20 protein-coding genes and 1 pseudogene are annotated in these 21,309 nt (G+C 53.6%); 10 read left to right on the top strand and 11 right to left on the bottom strand.

Annotated features, from left to right (window positions below; genetic code table 11):
* Nucleotides 1-48 precede the first annotated feature (48 nt).
* Both QT397_02655 and trmB read left to right on the top strand, forming a co-directional pair.
* Nucleotides 49-426, top strand: coding sequence for a DUF423 domain-containing protein (locus QT397_02655; protein WNZ56286.1), 378 nt, complete (start codon nucleotides 49-51; stop codon nucleotides 424-426).
* An 84-nt stretch (nucleotides 427-510) separates the two neighbouring features.
* Entirely contained in the window at nucleotides 511-1,296 is a 786-nt protein-coding gene (gene trmB, locus QT397_02650) for a tRNA (guanosine(46)-N7)-methyltransferase TrmB (protein ID WNZ56285.1), read from the top strand.
* Nucleotides 1,297-1,369: 73 nt separating this feature from the next.
* On the opposite strand, the gene QT397_02645 is transcribed toward trmB, so the two are convergent.
* Entirely contained in the window at nucleotides 1,370-2,380 is a 1,011-nt protein-coding gene (locus tag QT397_02645) for a hypothetical protein (protein ID WNZ56284.1), read from the bottom strand.
* Between the two features lie 203 nt (nucleotides 2,381-2,583).
* Between QT397_02645 and QT397_02640 the strand changes: the two genes are divergently transcribed.
* A complete protein-coding gene (locus QT397_02640) occupies nucleotides 2,584-3,522 on the top strand; it encodes an outer membrane beta-barrel protein (GenBank protein ID WNZ56283.1) in 939 nt (312 codons plus the stop codon).
* A gap of 86 nt (nucleotides 3,523-3,608) precedes the next feature.
* Here the strand turns inward: QT397_02640 and QT397_02635 are convergent.
* Nucleotides 3,609-5,527, bottom strand: a pseudogene (locus QT397_02635) (ATP-binding cassette domain-containing protein).
* A gap of 108 nt (nucleotides 5,528-5,635) precedes the next feature.
* Here QT397_02635 and QT397_02630 point away from each other — a divergent pair.
* A complete protein-coding gene (locus QT397_02630; GenBank protein WNZ56282.1) occupies nucleotides 5,636-6,130 on the top strand; it encodes a TIGR02444 family protein in 495 nt (164 codons plus the stop codon).
* A 114-nt stretch (nucleotides 6,131-6,244) separates the two neighbouring features.
* Here QT397_02630 and QT397_02625 read toward each other — a convergent pair whose 3' ends face one another.
* A complete protein-coding gene (locus QT397_02625; GenBank protein ID WNZ56281.1) occupies nucleotides 6,245-7,207 on the bottom strand; it encodes a histidine kinase in 963 nt (320 codons plus the stop codon).
* 457 nt (nucleotides 7,208-7,664) lie between these two features.
* Here QT397_02625 and QT397_02620 point away from each other — a divergent pair, with 457 nt between their 5' ends.
* Nucleotides 7,665-8,453: an FKBP-type peptidyl-prolyl cis-trans isomerase gene (locus QT397_02620; GenBank protein WNZ56280.1), complete on the top strand. Its 789-nt coding sequence runs from the start codon at nucleotides 7,665-7,667 to the stop codon at nucleotides 8,451-8,453.
* 134 nt (nucleotides 8,454-8,587) lie between these two features.
* On the opposite strand, the gene rsd is transcribed toward QT397_02620, so the two are convergent.
* The 8 genes from rsd to rpmE all read right to left on the bottom strand — a co-directional run bounded on the left by rsd (nucleotide 8,588) and on the right by rpmE (nucleotide 15,533).
* Nucleotides 8,588-9,055, bottom strand: coding sequence for a sigma D regulator (rsd, locus tag QT397_02615; protein ID WNZ56279.1), 468 nt, complete (start codon nucleotides 9,053-9,055; stop codon nucleotides 8,588-8,590).
* A gap of 169 nt (nucleotides 9,056-9,224) precedes the next feature.
* Nucleotides 9,225-9,911: an LrgB family protein gene (locus tag QT397_02610; GenBank protein ID WNZ56278.1), complete on the bottom strand. Its 687-nt coding sequence runs from the start codon at nucleotides 9,909-9,911 to the stop codon at nucleotides 9,225-9,227.
* 417 nt (nucleotides 9,912-10,328) lie between these two features.
* On the bottom strand, nucleotides 10,329-10,820 hold the full coding sequence (locus QT397_02605) for a disulfide bond formation protein B (protein ID WNZ56277.1): 492 nt from the start codon (nucleotides 10,818-10,820) through the stop codon (nucleotides 10,329-10,331).
* Nucleotides 10,817-11,419 carry an ACP phosphodiesterase gene (locus QT397_02600; GenBank protein ID WNZ56276.1) on the bottom strand — a complete coding sequence of 201 codons (603 nt, stop codon included), beginning with the start codon at nucleotides 11,417-11,419 and terminating at the stop codon, nucleotides 10,817-10,819. The genes QT397_02605 and QT397_02600 overlap by 4 nt, the downstream gene beginning before the upstream one ends.
* 34 nt (nucleotides 11,420-11,453) lie before the next feature.
* Nucleotides 11,454-13,082: a glutamate--cysteine ligase gene (gene gshA / locus QT397_02595; GenBank protein WNZ56275.1), complete on the bottom strand. Its 1,629-nt coding sequence runs from the start codon at nucleotides 13,080-13,082 to the stop codon at nucleotides 11,454-11,456.
* Between the two features lie 40 nt (nucleotides 13,083-13,122).
* A complete protein-coding gene (locus QT397_02590; GenBank protein WNZ56274.1) occupies nucleotides 13,123-13,554 on the bottom strand; it encodes a hypothetical protein in 432 nt (143 codons plus the stop codon).
* Between the two features lie 130 nt (nucleotides 13,555-13,684).
* Entirely contained in the window at nucleotides 13,685-14,938 is a 1,254-nt protein-coding gene (locus QT397_02585) for a malic enzyme-like NAD(P)-binding protein (GenBank protein ID WNZ56273.1), read from the bottom strand.
* Nucleotides 14,939-15,320: 382 nt separating this feature from the next.
* A complete protein-coding gene (gene rpmE, locus QT397_02580) occupies nucleotides 15,321-15,533 on the bottom strand; it encodes a 50S ribosomal protein L31 (GenBank protein WNZ56272.1) in 213 nt (70 codons plus the stop codon).
* 330 nt (nucleotides 15,534-15,863) lie between these two features.
* Here rpmE and QT397_02575 point away from each other — a divergent pair, with 330 nt between their 5' ends.
* The 5 genes from QT397_02575 (at nucleotide 15,864) to QT397_02555 (ending at nucleotide 21,212) form a co-directional block, all read left to right on the top strand.
* Nucleotides 15,864-18,077, top strand: a complete 2,214-nt coding sequence (locus tag QT397_02575) for a primosomal protein N' (GenBank protein ID WNZ56271.1) — start codon at nucleotides 15,864-15,866, stop codon at nucleotides 18,075-18,077.
* An 82-nt stretch (nucleotides 18,078-18,159) separates the two neighbouring features.
* Entirely contained in the window at nucleotides 18,160-18,738 is a 579-nt protein-coding gene (locus QT397_02570) for an SPOR domain-containing protein (protein ID WNZ56270.1), read from the top strand.
* Nucleotides 18,739-18,903: 165 nt separating this feature from the next.
* The gene (gene hslV, locus QT397_02565; GenBank protein WNZ56269.1) at nucleotides 18,904-19,443 is read left to right on the top strand and encodes an ATP-dependent protease subunit HslV; all 540 of its coding nucleotides are present in this window, start codon (nucleotides 18,904-18,906) and stop codon (nucleotides 19,441-19,443) included.
* Between the two features lie 73 nt (nucleotides 19,444-19,516).
* Nucleotides 19,517-20,833 (top strand): ATP-dependent protease ATPase subunit HslU, encoded by a 1,317-nt coding sequence (gene hslU / locus QT397_02560; GenBank protein WNZ56268.1) that lies wholly within the window; start codon nucleotides 19,517-19,519, stop codon nucleotides 20,831-20,833.
* Between the two features lie 4 nt (nucleotides 20,834-20,837).
* Complete coding sequence (locus tag QT397_02555; GenBank protein ID WNZ56267.1) at nucleotides 20,838-21,212, top strand: DUF971 domain-containing protein; 375 nt, start codon at nucleotides 20,838-20,840, stop codon at nucleotides 21,210-21,212.
* Nucleotides 21,213-21,309: the final 97 nt, after the last annotated feature.

The following is a 21,309-nucleotide window of genomic DNA, read 5'->3' as shown; positions in this document are numbered from 1 at the left end:
TGTTACAGGCATACCTGTCACCACTGGGTAAAACAAAAAGGGAAGGTAATGGCCAAACTCTATCTGCTGCTGTGCGCACTCTTTGGCGCCAGTGGTGTGGCTCTGGGGGCGTTTGGGGCTCACGGCCTGCGCGGTAAAGTGGCAGAGAACCTGCTAGAGGCCTATAAAACCGGAGTCCAGTACCAGATGATCCACGCCCTGGCGCTGTTTGGTGTGGTACTACTCATGCAAAACTGGGGAAACCGTTTATCGCTGACCCTGAGCGGTGCTCTTTTTACTTTCGGTATTATCTTCTTCTCCGGCAGTCTCTATGCCCTGGTACTGGGAGGCCCCCGATGGTTAGGTCCAATCACCCCTCTCGGTGGGCTGATGATGATTGCCGGTTGGGTAGTCCTGTTTTTTGCCGCATTTAATTTCTCTAAGTAGCCAGCTTTTCAGGGCTTACACTCAGATACCGAGCCCGAATAAAACATCAAGATATAAACCGTTTCGCATAAGAGGTCGCGAACAATGCAAGACGAATCTGCGGAAGATTTTCCCTACCGCACAGAATTTAAGAAGAAATCTATCCGCAGCTATGTGATTCGCGCGGGGCGAATGACAGAGGGGCAGCGCAATGCCTTTGACAATTATTGGGGGCAGTATGGACTCTCCCTATTTGATGGACCTCTGGATCGCCAACAGGTCTTTGGCCGCGAGGCGCCACTGGCGTTAGAGATCGGTTTCGGTATGGGTGACTCCCTGCTGGCCATGGCTGAAGCCGAGCCAGATAAGGATTTTATTGGTATTGAAGTACACCCGCCGGGGGTTGGCCGGTTGATCAATAATGCCGGCAAGGCAGGTATCAAAAACCTGCGTGTTTACATGGCCGATGCGGTCGATGTCCTAAACGATTGTATTGCCGATGGGAGCCTGGATCGTTTCCAGCTGTACTTCCCTGACCCCTGGCACAAGAAGAAGCACCACAAGCGCCGGATAGTGCAGCCGGAATTTGTTCGCCTGATTTGCAGCAAGTTAAAAACCGGCGGTCTTATGCATATGGCGACAGATTGGGAGAATTATGCCGAGCATATGCTGGAAGTATTGCAGGGTGAAAACCTGCTAGAAAATACCGCTAGTGAGGGTGATTATGTCACCCGGCCAGAATGGCGCCCAGAGACCAAGTTTGAGCGTCGAGGGCAGAGACTGGGGCACGGTGTTTGGGATCTGGTATACCGCAGGTTACCTGGTGAAGCGCTGCCGCTCACTACCTCTGACGTAGATGCGTCAACCGCTGAAGAGTCCAAAGGCGAATAATTCGCACTGACGATCAATGCTTGCTACCGGTGCTAACATGGCACCAGTGGCAAGCAACAACCCACCTCTATTGTTAGAAAAACTCATTCCAGTTTTTCTTGGCGGCTTCCCATCGGCGCTTGTCTTCGACAACATTCAGGTTGCGGATGGTGTTACTGTCATAAGACATCCAGTCCGACAGTTCAATATTATTTTGGGTGCCCGCAAAATAACGCATGCGAAAGCGGCGAATAAATTGGTTGGGAATAGCCATAAAGGCAACTTCACGTCCCTGGGTGACAGTGGAAACCTCTACGCATTGGTGGTTTCTTTTATCGAGTTCATAGATAAAACCGGTAGTGGCTAAATCACCCTCATTTGTTCCATGCACAAAATAATACCTTTTTGGGCAATAAGTTTTGTTGTGCCAGGCAAAGCGCGCAACAATATTTGCATTGGTAGTGGTTGAGATGACTTGGTTAGATGCTCCGGTACCCAAGTGCGGATCAAAGCGGCCATTTTGATTCATCCAGGGAAAGAATCCCCCGGCTTGCCACAGCTTCTGTGGTGGGCGGGTATCGCCACGGTATAACAGTGTTGTCACTGTGTGCAGATTAAAACCACTGCGGCTAAATCGGTAATTAAATAGTGAGAAAGGGACGTCCAAATGGGCTTCGATGTTGGATATTGCTCTCCTCTCAGAGCTGAAAGCTTCACTGGCCTGTCGATACCAGCAGTAAGCTCCACCGAGTAAAGCTAAAACGGCATCTTTACGGCGTGTTATTCCATCGCTATCGAGTAGCTTGGTGGGTGTGGAGGGATCAAATCCAGTAAGCCAGGTATATAGGGTTTCCACTAGTACTTTGGCGACACGGGTAATCCTTCCATAATCATTTGTTTGAATTTGTACTGCCTGGCTTACTAATTGGTCGATCCGGGTTAGTCCATCACTACTGCGCTTGTGATACCACTTACTGTTGCTATTGGAATTATTTTGGAAGTCCTGTGCGTACTCACGGATACTTTTGGGGACATAGCAGGTGGTTTGTATGTTTTGTGGGTGAACCAAGTTCCTAACATAGTTATCGATATTGGGTGCCAGCAAGGGTTAACTCTCCTGTCTTTATTACTGTTTTTCGCCACTAGCCGTCTATGCTTCTAGTGGTGCTGTGATTATCGAATTTTATTTCCAATAAGAACCGGATTCAGGAAGCATCGCGAAAACAAAACCGAATTATTTTTATTAATAGATATTGATGTTAATAATAATTTGGGGGGTTGATCAAGGAAGGAATCTTGGTGTTTCTAATGAGAAGGCGTGACCCTCTGCTTTCATTTCTCTATAGCCTGCCGTTTATCTTACTCTTTACAGTTTCTGAAGTCCGTGCTGATTTTGTTGGAACTTTAAACCTCTATGTTAATGGGGGTAAGCATTGGTTTGATGGCGACCGCCTACAAGGCACACCATTTCGTGGTTTTGAAATGCGAGATACCTCAGGTGTCGGTGCCGGTTTTGGCTTTAACATGACAAATCATTGGGCGATGGAAGGGGTTGTCGACTATTTCGTCGTGAGTGTTGCGGATACGCCCGAGAAAGTAGATGTGTATAACTACCGCATAGATCTCCTATATCAATTTGGAGGGCAGTTCTGCGGTAATTTTTGTTGGCAGCCCTATGTCGCGTTTGGCCTGGGTGAAATGCGTATTAATTACGACCGGCGTTACCGTAAAAAACACTGGCATCCAGATGACCCAAAGTATGTCTATGATCCGGATCATCCCTACGACCCATACTATCCCTATCCTTGGGATTGTCGTAAGAAATTCTATGTCCCTGAGGATCGGCCAGACGGCCACCATTATCCCTACCCGCCTAACCATTGTGACTGGCATGACCGGCAAAATATGGTGAATGTGGGAATGGGAATTAAATATCACCTGGGGCCCCGTTGGCAGGCCCGCGCAGATATACGGCTTTTCCAGGGGGTCGAAGAAGGTGGTGTCGATGGTTTTGCCAGCTTGGCGGTCGGCTATCAATGGCTTGAATATCCGGATTTTTGGTATGACGAAGATGCCGATGGTGTTATTGATGCCACTGATCAATGTCCGCAGACCCCAGTGGGAATCGATGTGCAATTAGATGGCTGCCCGCTGGATACAGATTTTGATGGTGTACCCAGCTATATCGATCAATGCCCAAATACACCGATTGGTATTGCAGTGGATGAATACGGTTGTATTCGTTAAGGGCAACTAAAATCGATTTCTTCAGCGGGCGGCAGAAAAGTTCTGAAGCCCGCTGAAGATATTGTTTAAAATGATTTTCTATAAAATTACTCGCTGCGAATTTCTTCGAGCTTCTCAGAAATTTCCAGCCATTCCATTTCCAGTTCTTCCATTAATTCCTGCTGCTCCGACTGCTCTTTATTAAGTCGAGCTATTTCTTCCTGCTGGCCGCCGCTATATAGCGCTTCATCGGCAAGTTTTTCCTGTACTGCGGCCAATGCCTTTTCTGCCGTAGCCATCTGTCGCTCAATATTCTTGAGTTTGTTGGTCAGGGGCTTCAGTTGTTCGCGTAGAGCGGCGGCGGCGCGCCTTTGGGCCTTCTTATCCTCAGGGGCTTTTTCCTCTGTGCCAGTAACAGTGGAGGGGCTCTCCTCTTTGCGTTTCTTTTCCCGGTTAAAGCCGAGCAGCCACTGTTTGTAGTCATCAAGGTCGCCGCTATAGGGTTCGGCGCGGCCATTGGCCACCAGAATAAATTCGTCGGCAGTATTGGCCAGTAGATGACGATCGTGGGAAACCAATATGACGGCACCGGGAAACTCCGCCAGCGCCAGGGTCAGGGCGTGGCGCATTTCCAAATCAAGGTGGTTTGTCGGTTCATCGAGAAGCAACAGGTTAGGTTTTTGCCAGGCCAGTAGTGCCAGGGCTAAACGGGCTTTTTCACCGCCGGAAAAGCCCCCTACCGTTTCGAAAACCCGATCGCCGATAAAACCGTAGCCGCCGAGAAAATCCCGCAGCGATTGCTCCGAGGCATCGGGGCTCAGCCTTTGCAGGTGCAGCAATGGGGAACCGTTGCTATCCAGTGCTTCCAGCTGATGCTGGGCGAAGTAGCCGATGGCCAAGTGTTCGCCACATTGGCGCTCGCCGCTGAGGGGGCGAGTGTGCCAGCCAGGGTTTTGATTAGAGAAGACTTGCCCGCACCATTGGGGCCGAGCAGGCCGATACGGCGTCCCGGTTGAATGCCCAGCTGAACGTTCTTCACCACTATTTTTTCGGCATAGCCGATATCCGCCTCGCGCAGGTCGATTAACGGATTAGAGGTTTTCTCTGAGGATGGCAAAGTAAAATGAAAAGGGGAATCCACATGGGCTGGGGCAATCAGAGCCATCCGGTCCAGGGCTTTCAGGCGGCTTTGTGCCTGCTTGGCCTTGCTCGCTTTGGCGCGAAAGCGCCGCACAAAGTCTTCCATATGTGCGCGTTCGGCTTGCTGTTTTTCAAACTGTATTTGCTGCTGGGCCAGGCGCTCAGCGCGAGCGCGCTCGAAGGCACTGTAATTGCCGCTGTACAAGACCAGTTTTTGCTGTTCAAAACTGACAATGCCGTCGACCACTGCATCGAGAAAGTCGCGGTCGTGGGAAATAATCAGCAGGGTACCGGGGAAGCGTTGCAGCCACTGTTCCAGCCAAAGGGTGGCATCCAGATCCAAGTGGTTGGTGGGCTCGTCCAATAGCATAAGATCTGCGGGGCACATCAGGGCACGGCCCAAATTGAGGCGAATACGCCAGCCACCTGAGAAGCTGCGAACGGGGCGCTGTTGCTCTTCGTGGGAAAAGCCGAGCCCGTCGAGGAGTTGCGCGGCGCGCGCCGGGCCACTATAGCCATCAATACTGGCCATGCGCTCGTGCAGTTCTGCCAGTTTGTGACCGTCGGTATCGCCGCTCGCTTCGGCCTCTGCCAGTTGCTTTTGCAATAGCCGCAACTCGCTATCGCCGTCTAAAACGTAATCCAGTGCTGACTGCTCACTAGCTTCTACCTCTTGAGCCATATGGGAGATACGCCAGGTGCTGGGGAGGTCTACCCGCCCTGCATCGGTTTCCAGTTGTCCAAGCAGCAGTTTGAACAGAGTTGACTTGCCACAGCCGTTGGCACCGATAATTCCGACTTTGTGGCCGGGGAAGATTCTGCAATCTGCGCTGTCAAGCAAGTCGCGCTCACCTCGGTGCAGAGAAACCCCTTGTAAATTGATCACTGGAAAAACCTCATATGAATAGGCCGATGAATGCTAGGCTATTGAACAGACCCGGACTCCACAGAGACTGGGGCACTATGCCGATCAGCAAAGGGTCGGGATTCTAACGTGACAAATACTTCACCTCCATCTTCCCCCAAGGAAAACCCCCTCTGGCAGTTCAGCTTGGACTTTTATGCCTACCAGGATGTCGAACAGTTCCTACTTGACTGCCAAGACAGAAATGGCGCTGACGTGTGTCTTCTACTGTGGGCGAGCTATACAGCCGTTTGTGGCAAGGAAATCAGTGAAGAGGGATGGAGAGTCGCAGATCGAGGCGTTGCGCCGCGCAGGCGAATGATTCGCAGTGTGCGGCACCTGCGTCGTTGGTTGGGGAGTTTGCGCCCCCATACCCAGCGGGCCTACGCACTGTGTAAACGCTATGAATTGAAGCTGGAGCAGTTGCAGTTGGCTGCGCTGTGGAAAATTTATGCTGAGGACTGGCCGGGGGATCGTTCTGCACTGGAGCTAGCATCCCAGCAATATGGTTTGCAGCAAAAAGATCAGGCCCGCTGGGCGGGCCTGATCGAAAGCTACTTGGCTCACAGGGGGGCAGCGGGTTAAGCCACTGTTACACCCCTCTGGGCACTGTACTTTCTGGGGTCGCCGGTAATACAGTCGTGAAAAGTACAGAGCTCAATTAAGCAGCAGCGTATTTGGCTGCGAGGAGTTCCGAGACTACTCGCCGCTGGGTTGCTCCGAAGAAAACAGGCTGTTTGCCGGAGTGCTAGGAGTAATCGTTGCTGCTGGGCGCGGAGTATCCATAGGTTTCTGCTGCTCAGCTGGAGCCATGGTTTTTGAATCGTCTTTGGGCTTCTCTACGGTTTCTGGCTTGCTGGCAGCCTTCACCTTCGGAGTTTCCACGCTTGGCTTGACTGTTGCAGGCTTGGCTTCCGTAGAGGGTTTGCTCGCCGCTGGTTTTTTGGCAGCAGTAGTTTTAGCTGGAGCTTTCTTCGCTGAAGTTTTTTTCTCGGCAGTAGAAGCTTTCTTGGCTGGCGCTTTTTTCGCAGCAGAGGAGGCTTTCTTTGCGGGAGTTTTCTTTACTGCTTTAGTGGCAGCGGCGGTTTTTGCCGGCGCTTTCTTGGCACTAGTTTTCTTTTCTGTGGCTTTTTTTGCCACTGTCTTTTTCGTTGTTTTGGTGGTGTTGGTAGTGCTTGCTTTAGTGCGGCTCTTTGCTGCTGTTGCTTTAGGAGCGGCTACTTTTTTTGAGGTGGTAGCTTTACGGGCTTTTGGCTTGGATTTGTTCAGCAGTTTTTCTGCTTTTACACCGGCCTTACGTACAGCTTCGGCAGCTTTCAGCTCGGCTTTTGCCTGGGACTCAGTACCCTTTGCTTCGGCGTGTGATGCCTTTGCTTGCTGGAGTACTTCGTTATGCTTTTCTACATTGGCCTTGGCGGTTTCTACACGCTTTTGAGTGGCAGCTGTCTTTCGTGTCTTGGCTGCAGTTCTAGCGTCTACTAGTTTGGTTTTCGCTTTAGCTAATTTTTCTTTTGCGGAAGTCAGTGCTTTTCCGGCTTTTAAAACACTTTTGCCGGCATCGGTAACTTTCTTGTTGCGGGCTTTGTCCAGCTTGACGGTTAGCTTGGAAATTTGTGCTTCCAGTTCTGCGACTGAATTGACAGCTCTTTGTTTGGCAGCCATGAGTAAATGTCCTGACGTTTATTATCAATTGGAACATCCGGACAGTGTACGGATCAGATCTATCTGTAATAGACATATTTAAATCGGGGATCTGAACACTGTAAATTGTTCTGAAACTGAAAAGCACCTCAAACAGTCCGGAACAATAACCGGCGACTGGTCGATAATAGCGCTGTTTTTAAAAAAAATGTATGCCGTAAGCAGCGAAAATAGTGCTGTAAATGTATTTTTTTCTCGCTGGTCCCTGGAACCTTAAGGTGGAATGTGGTGTCCTGCACAGTGTGCGCGTCATCGGTATGCACTTGCAGTCGCCTTAGGTTAGACTTGAGCGGACTGGCGGAAAAGGTGCGCCTGGAGGCTAAGGGCCGATTCAGGATTACTTGATAAGCCGCCGCAGGCATTGACCCAGGGTCAAGCGCGAATCATTCAACGCAATACGGACAAAGAGACAACACCCATGAATAAATACCCTTTGGCTGCAGCAATTGCCCTTGGCCTGGCGCTGACCGGCTGTAACGAACAGGGATCTAAGCAGGAAAAAGAAGTTGCCCTGGACACCCAGGAGAAGAAGGTCAGCTACATCATTGCCGAAGATATGGCGAAGCGCCTTGAAGCTCAGGATGTGAAATTAGATCCCCAAGTAGTGATGATGGCTCTTAAGGATGTCTCCAGCGGCCATGAATCCCGTTTGACTGAAGAAGAAAAGCAGCAAACTATCGCTGCCTTCCAAGAGCAAATGCAGAAGAAGCAGCAGGAAATGCTGGCTCAGCAAGAGAAAGAATTCAAAGAAACTGCTGATAAAAACCTGCAGGAAGGAAAAGCCTTCCTCGAAGAGAATGCCAAGAAAGATGGTGTTGTTACCACTGATTCCGGCCTGCAGTACAAAGTGATTACTGAGGGTTCCGGCGGCCAGCCCAGTGAGAACAGCACTGTTGAAGTGGACTACAAGGGTACCCTGATTAATGGTGAAGAGTTTGATAGCTCTTACGCCCGTGGTGAGCCGGTCCAGTTCCCGGTTAATGGTGTCATCAAAGGTTGGACCGAAGCGTTGCAACTGATGAAAGAGGGTTCCAAGTGGGAGCTTTACATCCCCTCCGAGCTGGCATATGGCCCGGGTGGTGCAGGCGGTAAGATCGGCCCTAACGCAACGCTGATTTTTGAAGTGGAGCTGCACAAAGCCAATGTTGGCAAGGAAGATGGCGCCGAGAAAAAAGAAGAGAAAAAAGAAGAGCCCAAAAGCGAGTAATTAAATTTACTACTTTGGATTCAATAAAGGCGCCCAATGGGCGCCTTTATTTTTTACCTTGAAAAATCAACAGCAAAAATATTCGATTAAAGGCGCCGGCTTCCCATCGCCTTTACAGTGATGAATTCAGTTTTTTAGACCAGCTGGTTTTTATGGGCTGTGTGCAAAAGTGCGATCATTCGATCCTCGGAACTAAAGCGGGTTTCCAGTGCTTCCCCCAGCTGTGACAAATCCGGGTTCAGGCTGGATAGATCGTCGGTTTCCTGGTACTTATCATTGAAATCGACAGCGACATCAGTGGTCACATCAATATCCCGATAGAGTTCCCGCGCTTGTTGCAGCCCCTGTTTATCATCAAAAGCCTGGCCTTCAAGTATGAGCTGTTCGTATACCTCAAAGTGTCCCGCAGAGACGTAGTCCACCAGCAACTGGCAAAGATGACGAACACCGTTCTCGGTCTCCGAATCCCCATCGTTAAATTCTTTCTTCTCAGATAGATGGTAGTAACTTACCAGCAGGATTTGTCGGGACTGTAGCCAGCGGTCAATGATTTCACTGACGCCACCCCAGCGCTCGCGCGCAGATTTACAATTTTCCAGCATCTCCAAGAATCCTTTGGTTACTGTTGCCGTGATAGCCAGCTTTATTGCTGATCCCGAAGGCCCTAAGAAGATAGGAGATTCCCCCGCCGACGGCAAGGCGCAGAGTGTGATCTACGCCAGAATACAACGATGCCTGCGGCGATCTTCGGTGGAGCAAATCTAGGGTGTTTTATCCACTGATAATGAGCGGCAAAATCAGCGCGGTGAGCGCACCGCAGGTACCCATCGCCAACGCTGCACAGGCGCCGCACAGGGCGCTGATTTCTAATGCCCGCGCGGTCCCCACCGCGTGGGCATTGATGCCGAGTACGATACCGACAATGCGCTCATCGTGAATATTGAGCCTACTCATTAGAGCTGGGCCAGCGATAGCACCGACCACCCCGGTCAAGACCACAATAGCTGCAGTGAGGCTGAGAGAAGCGTGGATTGTTTCCGCTAGGGCCAATGCGATGGGTGTGGTAATAGATTTGCCGCTCAACGCCAGTAGTACTGACTTGCCCGCGCCAAATACCAAGGCGATTAATACCGCTATAACTGGGGCCAAAATCGCACCCACAAAAATAGTGACAAGTAGCGGCCAGCCGGCTTTGCGGATAATCACTAGATTTTGTTTGAGAGGGACAGCCAGGGCAACAACTGCTGGCCCTAGCAAGCTGTACAGTAATGCACTGGAGCCCTGGTAACTCTCATAGGGGATATGGAGAGCACTCAATGTTATTGCGGTCAAAATGCTAGCGCTGATGATAGGGTGCAGCAGAACAGTCTTGTAGCACCGGTAAAGGGTAACGCCGACAAGAAAAGCTATGATATTCAAGGGCAATACAAAGATTGGGCTCGCCAGAAATTCATTCACTCTCTATTACCCCCAGAGCGAATCAGCAATTTCTTTAATAGCTGTGCGCAAATAGCGATACTGATCAGTGTGCCAATCACAATAGCGGCGATTAAGGCTAGCCAGTCGGATAGAGTCAGGCCCTGGAAAAAAATACCCCGACAGCCGCCGGTAGCAATAACAGCGGCAATAGATAAAGCAGTTGTGAGCTGACTTTGGCAAGGCCTGCGGGAGCCCCACCATTGAACACGAGAATCACCAGTAGCATCAGCATCCCTATGACAGATCCCGGAATGGGTAGTGACAGGCTTGAGCTGGTGAAATTGCCCAGCCAGGTACAGGCAACCAGAATGGCAGCTCCCCCAGCCAGCGGAGTATGTTGTGCAGCGTGGATTTTGACATGTAGGAGATGGCGGCCGGTAAAGCCGCCGGAGATTGTTAAGCTCTGCGGAATGCTTGCCAGCCACCGAACAGGATCAGACCGGCAAAACCGATAGCGGCCCAACCGGGGATACTCAGGCCCATCATGGTCCACTGTACTTCAGCACAATTGCCATCGCCGCTCAGCAGCGCCTTGAGCACATCGGCCATCGGGAAAACTTCAATCATATAGCTGACGCTTGGACCACAGGCCGGCACTTGGTCTTCCGGCAGGCTTTGCAGCCACAGTTGGCGACCGGCAAAGTAGAGACCGCCCATTGCCCACAGGGATACCAGCAGGCCGTAGACACGACGGCCAATGGTGGCTGGGTTGTGCAGGAATGCGATCAACGAAACTACACCAACACCCAATAGCATTACCCGCTGGGTAATACACAATTTGCAAGGCTCCAGCCCCTGCACGTACTCGAGATAAAAGGCGGAGCCGAGTAAAAAGGCCACCATTAGGAAGACCAGAAGAAAAGTGATGCGCGGGTTGGGTAAGGTCATGGTAATTCGGGTCCTGAATAGTGCTGTCGAAAGCGGTTCGCTTCGAGATTCAAGTCGGTTAATAGTTTATTGAAATTGCTTTCCAGTTTGTTCCGCCCGGCGATAAGTTCAGGCAGTAGCTCCTGCAGTGCTACCGGGCGGCGCAACCGCTGTCCAACCCGCTCCAGGGTCAGCTCGATTACCCGCTCCTCGCGGTAACTTTGTAGCAGTTTAATTTGCTCGGCGCGCTCAATAAATGCCATTGCGCGTGGCGGAATATACCGGCTGTCGAAATGAAAGTCTCTCCAACAGCGCCGGCAAAACTCATCCAGCGCTTCAGAGTGCCACTGCTGCCAGTTTTCTGCCAACAGGTGATCAAACCATATATCCAGTGCGATACCGGCATAGCGACGCCAGCGCGGGTCCAGTTGTGACAGGGCATCCCGGTAGGCCGGGTGAGCATCGGTGATGGCATCGATGCGACGGTGCAGGCGAATACCATGCTCAATATCCGTTGGCCAACTGTCATCCAGGGGACCTTTAACAAAGTCCCCCAGGAGCCCGCCCAGTCGCCAGCGCGGATTGGGCCCGGACAGTAACAGGTGTGCCAGATAGTTCATAAGCCTCGCTCAGGCTGCGGCACTGTATCAGCCGCTAGTCCTGGCAGCAGTTGTATTGGGCATAGTAACGGCTCAGGAATGTTTCAAAAGTACCGCTATCCTGCGCTTCAATTTCTTTTTGCTTGAGCAGTGAGGTTTCTGCCTGCTGTAGGAAGTCTTGCAGATAGTCGCTGTCCAGAGGGCGCTCCAGGAAGTAGCGGCGGTGCTGTTCGGCTTTATCCATAGCCCACTGGGAAAAGGTAATGTTTTGTCCGCGCATCTCTGCCAGTATCTGCTGTGCCGGTGTGAGGATATCCCCTTTCACCTTGGCCTTCTGCACGCCCACTGAGCCGCGGTATTGCGAGCCGCCCCAGGCGTTATCCAGCAGTTCTGCCACTGAGTCGACCTCTTCCAATAATTGGGTGGCCCAGTCGCTCAGTTTACGCTCGCCACCGTTATCCAGCAGTGTTAGTTCCGGTTCGTGACCCCGGTAGACGATACGCTGTTGGTTCTCCTGGGTACTGCGGTAATCGGCATCACTGGTTTTGGGGCTGTCAGTGAGCAGGCAGTGCAGCAGGAAGCTATCGAGAAAGCGCATCTGCTGGGCGTCAATTCCCAGGGGGGCGAAGGGGTTCAGGTCGAGACAGCGCACTTCAACATATTCAACACCGCGATTATCCAGGGCAGACAGCGCTGTTTCGCCGCGTTTGGCGGGGTTTTTGGGACGGATCGGTGAGTAAAACTCATTCTCGATTTGCAGTATGCCTGTGGACAATTGCTGGTAGTCGCCGCCTTCATTTTTAACCCCCATTTCCTGGTAGGGGCCGTAGGAACTGCTGATCGCTGAACAGAGCGTCGATAAATAGCTGCGCAGGTCGTTGTAGCAAACCACTAGTGACTGCTGCACGTTGCTGTTGTAGCCCAGGTCGCCCATACGCAGGGACGTAGCGTGGGGCACGTGCAGAGTGTGGTCATCCCCATTGAAGGGCTCAAGACTGTGCTCGCGACCATCGACAAAAGAAGCGCATACCGCAGGTGCGGCGCCAAACAGGTAAATCAGCAACCAGTAATTGCGGCGGAAATTACGAATTAGATCGAAGTAGCGACGGGTTTTAAAACTTTTTAAATCCTCACTGCTGCCTTCGATTTCATGCAGCCACAGCCAGAACTCTTCAGGAAGCGAAAAGTTGTAGTGGATACCGGCGATAGTCTGCATGGCGCGGCCGTAGCGCAACCCCAGGCCCAGCCGGTAAATAGTTTTCATTGTGCCGCTGTGAGAGCTGCCGTAGCGGGCAACGGGAATATCTTTATCTTCGCCAATCGCACAGGGCATGCTGTTAACCCACAGGCGCTCGTCACCGATCTGGTTGTAGGTGTAGCGGTGGATACGATCCAAGACCTGTAACGCTTCCTCAGGGGTCGCTACTGGCGGCGTAATAAATTCCAGTAGGGCCTCGGAGAAGTCGGTAGTAATACTCTCATGGGTGAGTGCGGAGCCCAGCGCTGTGGTATGCGGCGTTTGCGCAAGGGCGCCATCGGGAGCGACACGCAGGCTTTCTTTCTCGACACCGCGGAGGATGCCTTTGAGCAGTTGGGCTGGTTTGGCTTGCGATAGCGCGGCCAGGTGGGAAATGGGCACTCGAATCTCCTTGGTACTACCGGAACGCTTCTTTATCGCTGCCATCTCGGGCGACTCTCTGTGCCGGTGCTGAATGTTCTGGCGCTCAGGCGGCGGATTCAGATTTGTTTTCGTCAGGCTGTGCGGGCGTTTCAGCGGGCGCTGGTTCCGGGGCAACCTCAGGCGCTTCTTCCGGTGCGACTTCAGGCGCAGGCTGGGGTTCTATCTCCGGGTTGGCCTGCTCTGGCAGTTCCTCAGGTGTTGAGGGGGTGATTTCAGGGTCACCCTGACTCACATCACTGGATACCGGTGCCAGAGCTTCCTCGGGGATCTGGGGCTGCCCCTTAATGCTGAGTTCGCACAGTAGCAATTCAATGCGTAGGCTCACATTGCGAGTATTAGCCTCGAACATCTGGTTGATAGCGACGTCTTTATGCTCGCTGCGAAACAGTTTGTTCGGCTCGCGGCCATCGGTCCATTCGCCGCTTTTACTCAGGAACTGCTGGTGCTGATTGGTCAGCACGTACACATGACTCATTATGTTGGGCAACTTTGATGCTGTGACAGAAAGGCAGTTTAGCGACGGGGGCTTTATGGCTCAAGAACTCCGTTAGAGCGAAAGCGGTAAATGCCTGCTCTAACGGGTTAAGTGAGGAAATCTGTGATCTTTACAGGGTTTCCAGGGGATAGTTGTCCGGGTAGGGCAGGCGCGCACAGCCACTGTCTACGGCGGCTCGAGCTACAGCCGAAGCCACCTCAGGCAGTAAACGCGGGTCGGTTGGCTTGGGCAGGATATAGTTGGGTCCGAAGCTGAGTTCGATACCGCCATAACCTTCGCGCACTGAATCCGGCACCGGCAGGTGGGCAATTTTGCGGATCGCCTCGATCGCTGCCAGTTTCATCTCTTCATTAATGCGCGCAGCGCGAACATCCAGGGCACCCCGGAAAATAAACGGGAAGCAGAGGACGTTATTAACCTGGTTCGGGTAGTCGGAGCGGCCTGTGGCCATAATCAGGTCGTCGCGCACACTGTGAGCCAACTCGGGTTTAATCTCCGGGTTGGGGTTGGAGCAGGCGAAGACCACCGGTTTTGGTGCCATGCGCTGTAGCTGCTCGGCGGAGAGCAGGTCCGGACCGGACACACCGAGGAATACATCCGCACCGGCGATGGCGTCGTCGAGGGTGCGCATATCGGTATCCCGCGCCCACTCTCCTTTGTAGGCGTTGATATCCGTGCGACCCGAGTGGATAACCCCACGGCTGTCGAGCATGGTGATCTGCTCTTTGCGCGCTCCGGCGGCCAGCAGTAGTTTGCAGCAGGCGGTCGCGGCGGCACCTGCGCCCAGGCAGACCATATGCACTTCACTGATTTTCTTACCCTGAATCTCCAGGGCATTGAGCATACCGGCAACGGTCACAATGGCAGTACCGTGCTGATCGTCGTGAAAAACCGGTACCGGGCAGCGCTCGATCAGGGTCTCTTCAATATGGAAGCACTCGGGCGCCTTAATATCTTCGAGGTTGATGCCACCGAAGGTGTTGGCGATCGAGGCCACGGTCTGAATAAATTGTTCCGGGCTGCTGGCATCAACTTCGATATCTACTGAGTTGATATCGGCAAAGCGTTTAAACAGCAGAGACTTGCCTTCCATCACGGGTTTTGAGGCCAGCGGGCCCAGATTGCCGAGACCGAGAATGGCACTGCCATTGGAAATGACTGCTACCAGATTACCTTTGCCGGTGTATCGATAAGCTGCTTCTGGGTCCTTGGCGATTTCTCGCACCGGTTCGGCAACGCCGGGACTGTAAGCCAGGGACAGGTCTTCCTGGGTTTCGGCAGGGGTTGTCAGTTCTACTGAAAGTTTGCCGGGACTGGGGAGCGCGTGGTAATCGAGCGCTGCCTGGCGCAATGAATCCGTCATTTGGGGGCTTTTCTCTCGAATACTGTGGGCAACACTTAAGTGTTATCCCGGTTACTGCGGGGGCCAGAGAATAACCGAGGGAAGCTTGGCGCTACAAGCGTGAAAATCTGCAATATGTGGTACGGGCTTCTATTTTTATCGTGCCTATCGACGATTTTCGGGATAAATAGCCGCAATATTTTGATTTATAAGGATAAAATGGTCGCCAATAGCGGTAAGGTTAAGCGATTCAAGTCGATTTTGATTTTGTACACAGACGCTTACGGCTGCTGGATATGATGGGGAATGAGTAGATACAAAAAAGGCACCATCGCAGAGCGAGGTGCCTTTTTGGAATGGACCCTGCCGCAAGCGGCGGGTCCATTCGAGCGAAGAGCCCGGATTATTTGCCGATACGGCTGCCGAAACGCTTCTTGAAACGGTCAACACGACCACCAGTGGTAGCCTGCTTCTGCTTGCCAGTGTAGAAAGGGTGACACTGGGAGCAAACGTCGATTTGCAGGTCTTTGCCCAGAGTGGAGCGGGTTTTTACAACATTGCCGCAGGAACAGGTAGCGGAGATGTCGGTGTAGTTAGGATGGATATCTGCTTTCATGATTGCCTCTTTTCGAAACCGCCACTCGATCTTTTGCCGAGCACGGCATCGTCATTGGTGCAGGAACCAGTATGGTTCCAGGCTGTTTAAAAAGTCGGCGCATACTATCAGATTAATGTCGCGGTTCAAGCACAATTGGGTGGCGAAATAACTGAGGATGGCCACTTGTTAGCATTGCACAACAGCTTTGATAACAATTGACCTCACTAATTCCTCAGTGACGCCTAAGTCGCCAATTCGGTCATAACAACCATTATCCCCGACGAAGCCCTGCAACTTGCCACATCTGCTATTACACTAGCGCCTTTTGTTTGAGTGAGTGGGGGCCAGGTGCAGGAGTCAGTCCAACAAAGAGTCATTTTAAGGCTGGCAGTGCCCGTGCCCCTGAGGCGCTTGTTTGACTATTTGCCGCCAGAGGGACTGTCGCCGGAGTCACTGCGGCCCGGCCAGCGCCTCTGGGTGCCCTTTGCCGGGCGTAAGTTAGTGGCAGTACTATTGGATATAGTGCAGGAGTCGCCGCACAGCAGTTTGAAGCTAGCGCTGGAACTGGTGGATTCGGAGGTCCTGTTTGGTGATGGCAGCCGCAAGCTGCTGTCCTGGATTGCCGACTATTACCAGGCGCCCCTCGGCGAGGTCTACGCCGCTGCCCTGCCCGTGGCGCTGCGCAAAGGTAAGCCGTCTGATCATTGGGCGGAGCAGTGGCTTCAGCTCACGACAGAGGGAAAGGGCTTACCGGAAACTGCACTGGCGCGCGCGCCCAAGCAGCAGGCTCTGTTCCAGTTGCTGTTGAGTGATGGCAAGCAGAGCCGAACCCACCTTAAGGCCCTCGGCCACAATACCCCCGTGATTCGTGCCCTGCAGGATCGCGGCCTGGTGGAGTGGATTCTAGGCCCTACCGTACCTGCGCCATTGCCCGCTGCAGAGAGCACAGCGGCCCCGGAGCTGAACAGCGAACAGCAACAGGTGCTCGACAGTATCGATTGCAGCAGCTTTTCTGCCTCACTACTGGAGGGCACCACCGGCAGTGGCAAGACCGAAGTTTATCTGCGCCTGATGCAGCGGGTTCTGGATGGCGGCCGCCAGGCATTGTTATTGGTGCCGGAGATTGGACTTACGCCGCAAACGCTGAGGCGTATTGCCGCACGATTTCCCAAGCACAGTATTGCAGCGCTGCACTCTGGCTTGGCCGACGGCGAGCGCGCTCAATCCTGGTTGGCGGCAGCGGGTGGGCAGGCAGATATTGTGATCGGCACCCGTTCAGCCATTATGACCCCCCTGCCCAGGCTCGGCGTTGTGATTGTCGATGAAGAACACGATGCTTCTTTTAAACAGCAGGACGGTGTGCGCTATTCGGCCCGGGACTTGGCCGTGGTTTTGGGGCGCAATAATAATGTGCCGGTGGTTTTGGGTTCGGCCACGCCCTCTCTGGAAACCTTGCACAACGCTCTGAATGGGCGCTATCAACACCTGCGTATGCGCTATCGCGCCGGTGATGCCAAGCCGCCGCAAATTCACGTAGTACCGACACTGCGGGAGCCTTTGGAAGAGGGATTTTCTCCCCAGGTGCTGCGCCATATCGGCGATACCCTAGCGCGAGGTGAGCAGGCCCTGGTGTTTATCAACCGGCGCGGCTTTGCTCCCGCGCTGACTTGTGATGATTGCGGCTGGCTGGCGGACTGCCCGCACTGCTCGAGCAAGCTGACTATGCACCGGCGGCAACGCCAGTTGCGCTGCCACCACTGCGATTACCGCCGCCCGCTGGTTGATAGCTGTCCACAATGTCACAGCCGTTCGATCTCGGCCCTGGGTGCCGGCACGGAGCGCAGCGAGGAACTGTTGGCCCGTCGCTTTGCCGACTACCCGGTGATACGTGTGGACCGGGATACCACGGCGAGCAAACAGGCGCTGGATAAATTGTTAGCACCGGCGCGAGAGGGGGAGCCCTGCCTGTTGCTGGGAACCCAGATGCTGGCCAAGGGGCACCATTTGCCCAAGGTCACTTTGGTAGTGATCCAGGATGCCGATGGCGGCCTGTTCAGCGCAGATTTCCGCGCGCCAGAGCGTACCGGCCAGTTATTGGAACAGGTGGCGGGTCGTGCGGGGCGCGGCAGTCTCAGTGGGCGGGTATTGGTTCAGAGCCGCTTCCCCGAGCACCCGCTTTTACAATTGCTGCTGGAAAAAGGCTATGGCGCTTTTGCGCGCCAGTTGCTGAGGGATCGCACGGTTGCACAGTTGCCTCCCGCGAGTGCTATGGCACTGGTGAGAGCGGAGTGTGAAGAGCCTGGTTGGGCTGAAGAGTTTCTACAAAATGCGCGACTCTTTATGCAGTCCCTGGCACCCCCATCGCCGCAGATCCAATATCTGGGGCCGGTGCCGGCACTACTGGAACGCAAATCCGGGCGCTTCCGATTTTATATTCAGGTCACTGCACAAAACCGAGCCCACTTACAGCCGCTGCTGGCGCGAGTGTGTGCTTGGGCGGAGGGCAATAAAAATCGCCGCCTGCGCTGGGCTGTGGATATGGATGCGCAGGAATTATCGTGAATATGCGCTGGGTTACGCGCCTGGCACTAAATTGGCGGTACAATTCACAAACCGCTAAAACCTTGCAGGGAAGAAATTTTCGATGAGCCGTCGCACCAGTAATCGCCGCAGTAAAAAAGCCGCAGGCAAACCCGCATGGGTTTGGTTTGTCCTGGGGAATTTTGTCGGTGGCTTTGCGGTGGCCGTACTGTTTCTTCAGGGCATGGACAAGGACAGCCGGGGAATAAGCAGCATTAAGCCAAAGGCGGTACAGCAGCGAGAGGAAACATCGCCTCAACCGCGTTTTGATTTTTATACAAAATTAAAAGAAAACGAAGTCACGGTACCCCCGCCCAAAGTGGCACAACCGGCGCGCCGCAGTGACTCCACCAACAATTCCCAGAGTAGTAGCTCGTCGGAACCCGATCGCAGCACCCCGGCACAGGTATATATCCTGCAGGCGGCATCGTTTCGCGATGCCTCTGAAGCGGAGCGCCTGCGCGTTGAGCTGACCCTGGCCAACCTGGATGTCAAAGTGGAATCGGCCACCGATAACCGGGGAACCTGGCATCGGGTACTGGTGGGCCCTTATAGCAACCGCTCCCGGATGGCCAAAGCGCGCCAGACACTGGCTGAGCATCGCCTGATGCCGCTGGTGCTAAAACGCCCGGCGACCCAGTGACCATCAATTCCGTTTATTAAGGTGTGTTGCCCCACTCAGTAATTGTGACCTCTCTTATTGAAATCGGCGCGAACCGTCCTCACTTACCTAGTCTGAAGATAATTCCCCGGCGCGGGCACTTCGATGCCCGCTGCCAGAGTACACGCGCAATCCGAGAGGTCTCCATTGGAACAGTATCGCGGAACTACTATTTTATCCTGTCGCCGCAACGGCAAAGTTGTGATTGGCGGCGACGGCCAGGTGTCCATGGGCAACACCGTTATGAAAGGCAATGCACGCAAGGTGCGTCGCCTGTACAAAGATAAGGTTATTGCCGGTTTTGCCGGTGGTACTGCAGACGCTTTCACCCTGTTCGAACGTTTTGAAGCCAAGCTTGAGGCCCACGGTGGCCAGCTGACCCGCGCCGCTGTGGAGTTGGCCAAAGATTGGCGTACCGACCGCGCCCTGCGCCGCTTGGAGGCCCTGCTGGCGGTTGCTGATTCCACTGCCAGTTTGATTGTGACCGGTAATGGCGACGTGATTCAGCCGGAAGACGACCTGATTGCTATCGGTTCCGGTGGCCCCTTCGCCCAGTCGGCAGCCCGTGCGCTGCTGGACAATACCGATATGGATGCTCGCTCTATTGTGGAGCAGGGACTGAAGATCGCCGGTGATATCTGTGTTTACACCAACCAGAACCACACCATCGAAGAACTGGCTTATTGATTACCGGGTACACCTTAGAGTGACCGGCTGGCGGGCTGTTTAAGCCCCCGCAAGAATTTTTGCAGGAATTTGTATGTCCCAGATGACACCCAGAGAAATTGTCCACGAACTCGACCGCCATATTGTTGGCCAGCAGGAGGCCAAGCGTGCGGTAGCCATTGCGCTGCGAAACCGCTGGCGCCGTATGCAGGTTAGTGAAGACCTGCGCGCCGAGATCACGCCGAAAAATATTTTGATGATCGGCCCTACCGGCGTGGGCAAGACGGAAATTGCCCGCCGCCTGGCCAAACTGGCGAACGCGCCCTTTATCAAGGTAGAGGCGACTAAATTTACCGAAGTGGGCTATGTCGGTCGGGATGTAGAGTCGATTGTCCGCGATCTTGTTGAGATGGCAGTGAAGCAGGAACGCGAGCAGGCCATGGCTGGTGTTGAGCAGCGCGCTATGGATGCCGCAGAAGAGCGCATCCTCGATGCCCTGTTGCCTCCGGCGCGCTCCACCGAGCCCACCGATAAGGATTCCAGCACTCGCCAGCTGTTCCGCAAGAAGTTGCGCGAAGGTGATCTCGATGACAAAGAGGTTGAGGTGGATCTGGCCGCTGCGCCCATGGGCGTAGAAATTATGGCCCCTCCCGGTATGGAGGAGATGACCAACCAGCTCCAGGGCATGTTCTCCAATATGTCCCAGGGCAAGACTCGCAAGAGCAAGCTGCCGGTCAAGCAGGCCCTCAAGCAGCTCACCGACGAGGAAGCGGCCAAGCTGGTCAACGACGAAGATGTTAAGACCCGTGCGATCCGCGCTGCCGAACAGAATGGCATCGTATTTATCGATGAAATCGATAAAGTCGCCAAGCGCCAGGAGAGCGGCGGTGCCGATGTTTCCCGCGAAGGAGTACAGCGCGACCTGCTGCCACTGATTGAAGGCAGCACGGTTAACACCAAGTACGGCATGATCAAAACCGACCACATCCTGTTTATTGCCTCTGGCGCCTTCCACCTGTCCAAGCCCTCGGACCTGATTCCCGAGTTGCAGGGTCGTCTGCCCATTCGCGTGGAATTGAATTCGCTGAGCTCCGCAGATTTCGAGCGCATCCTCACCGAGCCGTCCGCTTCCCTTACCGAGCAGCAAAAAGCATTGCTGGCCACTGAGGGGCTGGAACTGCAATTTAGTGAAGACGGTATTCGCCGCATCGCGGAAGTGGCCTTCGAGGTGAATGAGCGTACCGAGAATATCGGTGCACGCCGACTGCACACGGTATTGGAGCGCTTGCTGGAGGAAATTTCCTTTGATGCGGGCGATGGCAATACTTCTCTGAATATTGATGCCGCCTATGTGGACAGCCATCTGGGCGAGTTAAGCCAGAACGAAGACCTGTCGCGTTTTATTTTGTAAATCAATGAAACCGCAAAAAATCCGATTAAATCGCGCAGAGAAAAGCCTGCACCTGGTATTTGGCGATGCTGAATTTACCTTGCCGGCAGAGTACCTACGCGTCTACTCCCCCAGCGCCGAAGTGCGTGGCCACGGTGCCAGCGAACCGGTGCTGGTCAGTGGCAAAATACATGTGGGTATCGATACGGTGGAGGCGGCTGGCCGCTATGCGCTAAAAATCGATTTCGACGATGGCCATGACACCGGTATTTTTACCTGGGAGTATTTGCACGAACTAGCTGAAAACTATTCGTCCAACTGGGAGGCTTACCTTCAGCGCCTGCGCGATGCCGGCCAGGGCCGCGACCCGGATGAGAGTGTGGTGAAATTTATCGGCTAGTGGCAAATTAATCGGTAATGACAACCGCTCCCCAGGGGGCGGTTCCACCCTTCTCTCTCTCAATATCTCCCCACTCTTCTCAATAATTTATTACCGA

The sequence above is a fragment of the Microbulbifer sp. MKSA007 genome, assembly GCA_032615215.1.
Classification (GTDB): domain Bacteria; phylum Pseudomonadota; class Gammaproteobacteria; order Pseudomonadales; family Cellvibrionaceae; genus Microbulbifer.
The sequence above is the reverse complement of the archived record's forward strand: the minus strand, read 5'-3'. Positions and strand labels throughout refer to the sequence as shown.

Bases quoted from the DNA above. Each gene is read 5' to 3' on its own strand.
- hslU (WNZ56268.1), top strand. From the start codon at position 19,517: ATGTCCCAGATGACACCCAGAGAAATTGTCCACGAACTCGACCGCCAT.
- QT397_02585 (WNZ56273.1), bottom strand. From the start codon at position 14,938: ATGACGGATTCATTGCGCCAGGCAGCGCTCGATTACCACGCGCTCCCC.
- gshA (WNZ56275.1), bottom strand. From the start codon at position 13,082: ATGGCAGCGATAAAGAAGCGTTCCGGTAGTACCAAGGAGATTCGAGTG.
- QT397_02570 (WNZ56270.1), top strand. From the start codon at position 18,160: ATGAGCCGTCGCACCAGTAATCGCCGCAGTAAAAAAGCCGCAGGCAAA.
- rpmE (WNZ56272.1), bottom strand. From the start codon at position 15,533: ATGAAAGCAGATATCCATCCTAACTACACCGACATCTCCGCTACCTGT.
- QT397_02620 (WNZ56280.1), top strand. From the start codon at position 7,665: ATGAATAAATACCCTTTGGCTGCAGCAATTGCCCTTGGCCTGGCGCTG.
- QT397_02590 (WNZ56274.1), bottom strand. From the start codon at position 13,554: ATGAGTCATGTGTACGTGCTGACCAATCAGCACCAGCAGTTCCTGAGT.
- rsd (WNZ56279.1), bottom strand. From the start codon at position 9,055: ATGCTGGAAAATTGTAAATCTGCGCGCGAGCGCTGGGGTGGCGTCAGT.
- QT397_02555 (WNZ56267.1), top strand. From the start codon at position 20,838: ATGAAACCGCAAAAAATCCGATTAAATCGCGCAGAGAAAAGCCTGCAC.
- QT397_02605 (WNZ56277.1), bottom strand. From the start codon at position 10,820: ATGACCTTACCCAACCCGCGCATCACTTTTCTTCTGGTCTTCCTAATG.
- trmB (WNZ56285.1), top strand. From the start codon at position 511: ATGCAAGACGAATCTGCGGAAGATTTTCCCTACCGCACAGAATTTAAG.
- QT397_02640 (WNZ56283.1), top strand. From the start codon at position 2,584: ATGAGAAGGCGTGACCCTCTGCTTTCATTTCTCTATAGCCTGCCGTTT.
- QT397_02655 (WNZ56286.1), top strand. From the start codon at position 49: ATGGCCAAACTCTATCTGCTGCTGTGCGCACTCTTTGGCGCCAGTGGT.
- QT397_02600 (WNZ56276.1), bottom strand. From the start codon at position 11,419: ATGAACTATCTGGCACACCTGTTACTGTCCGGGCCCAATCCGCGCTGG.
- QT397_02625 (WNZ56281.1), bottom strand. From the start codon at position 7,207: ATGGCTGCCAAACAAAGAGCTGTCAATTCAGTCGCAGAACTGGAAGCA.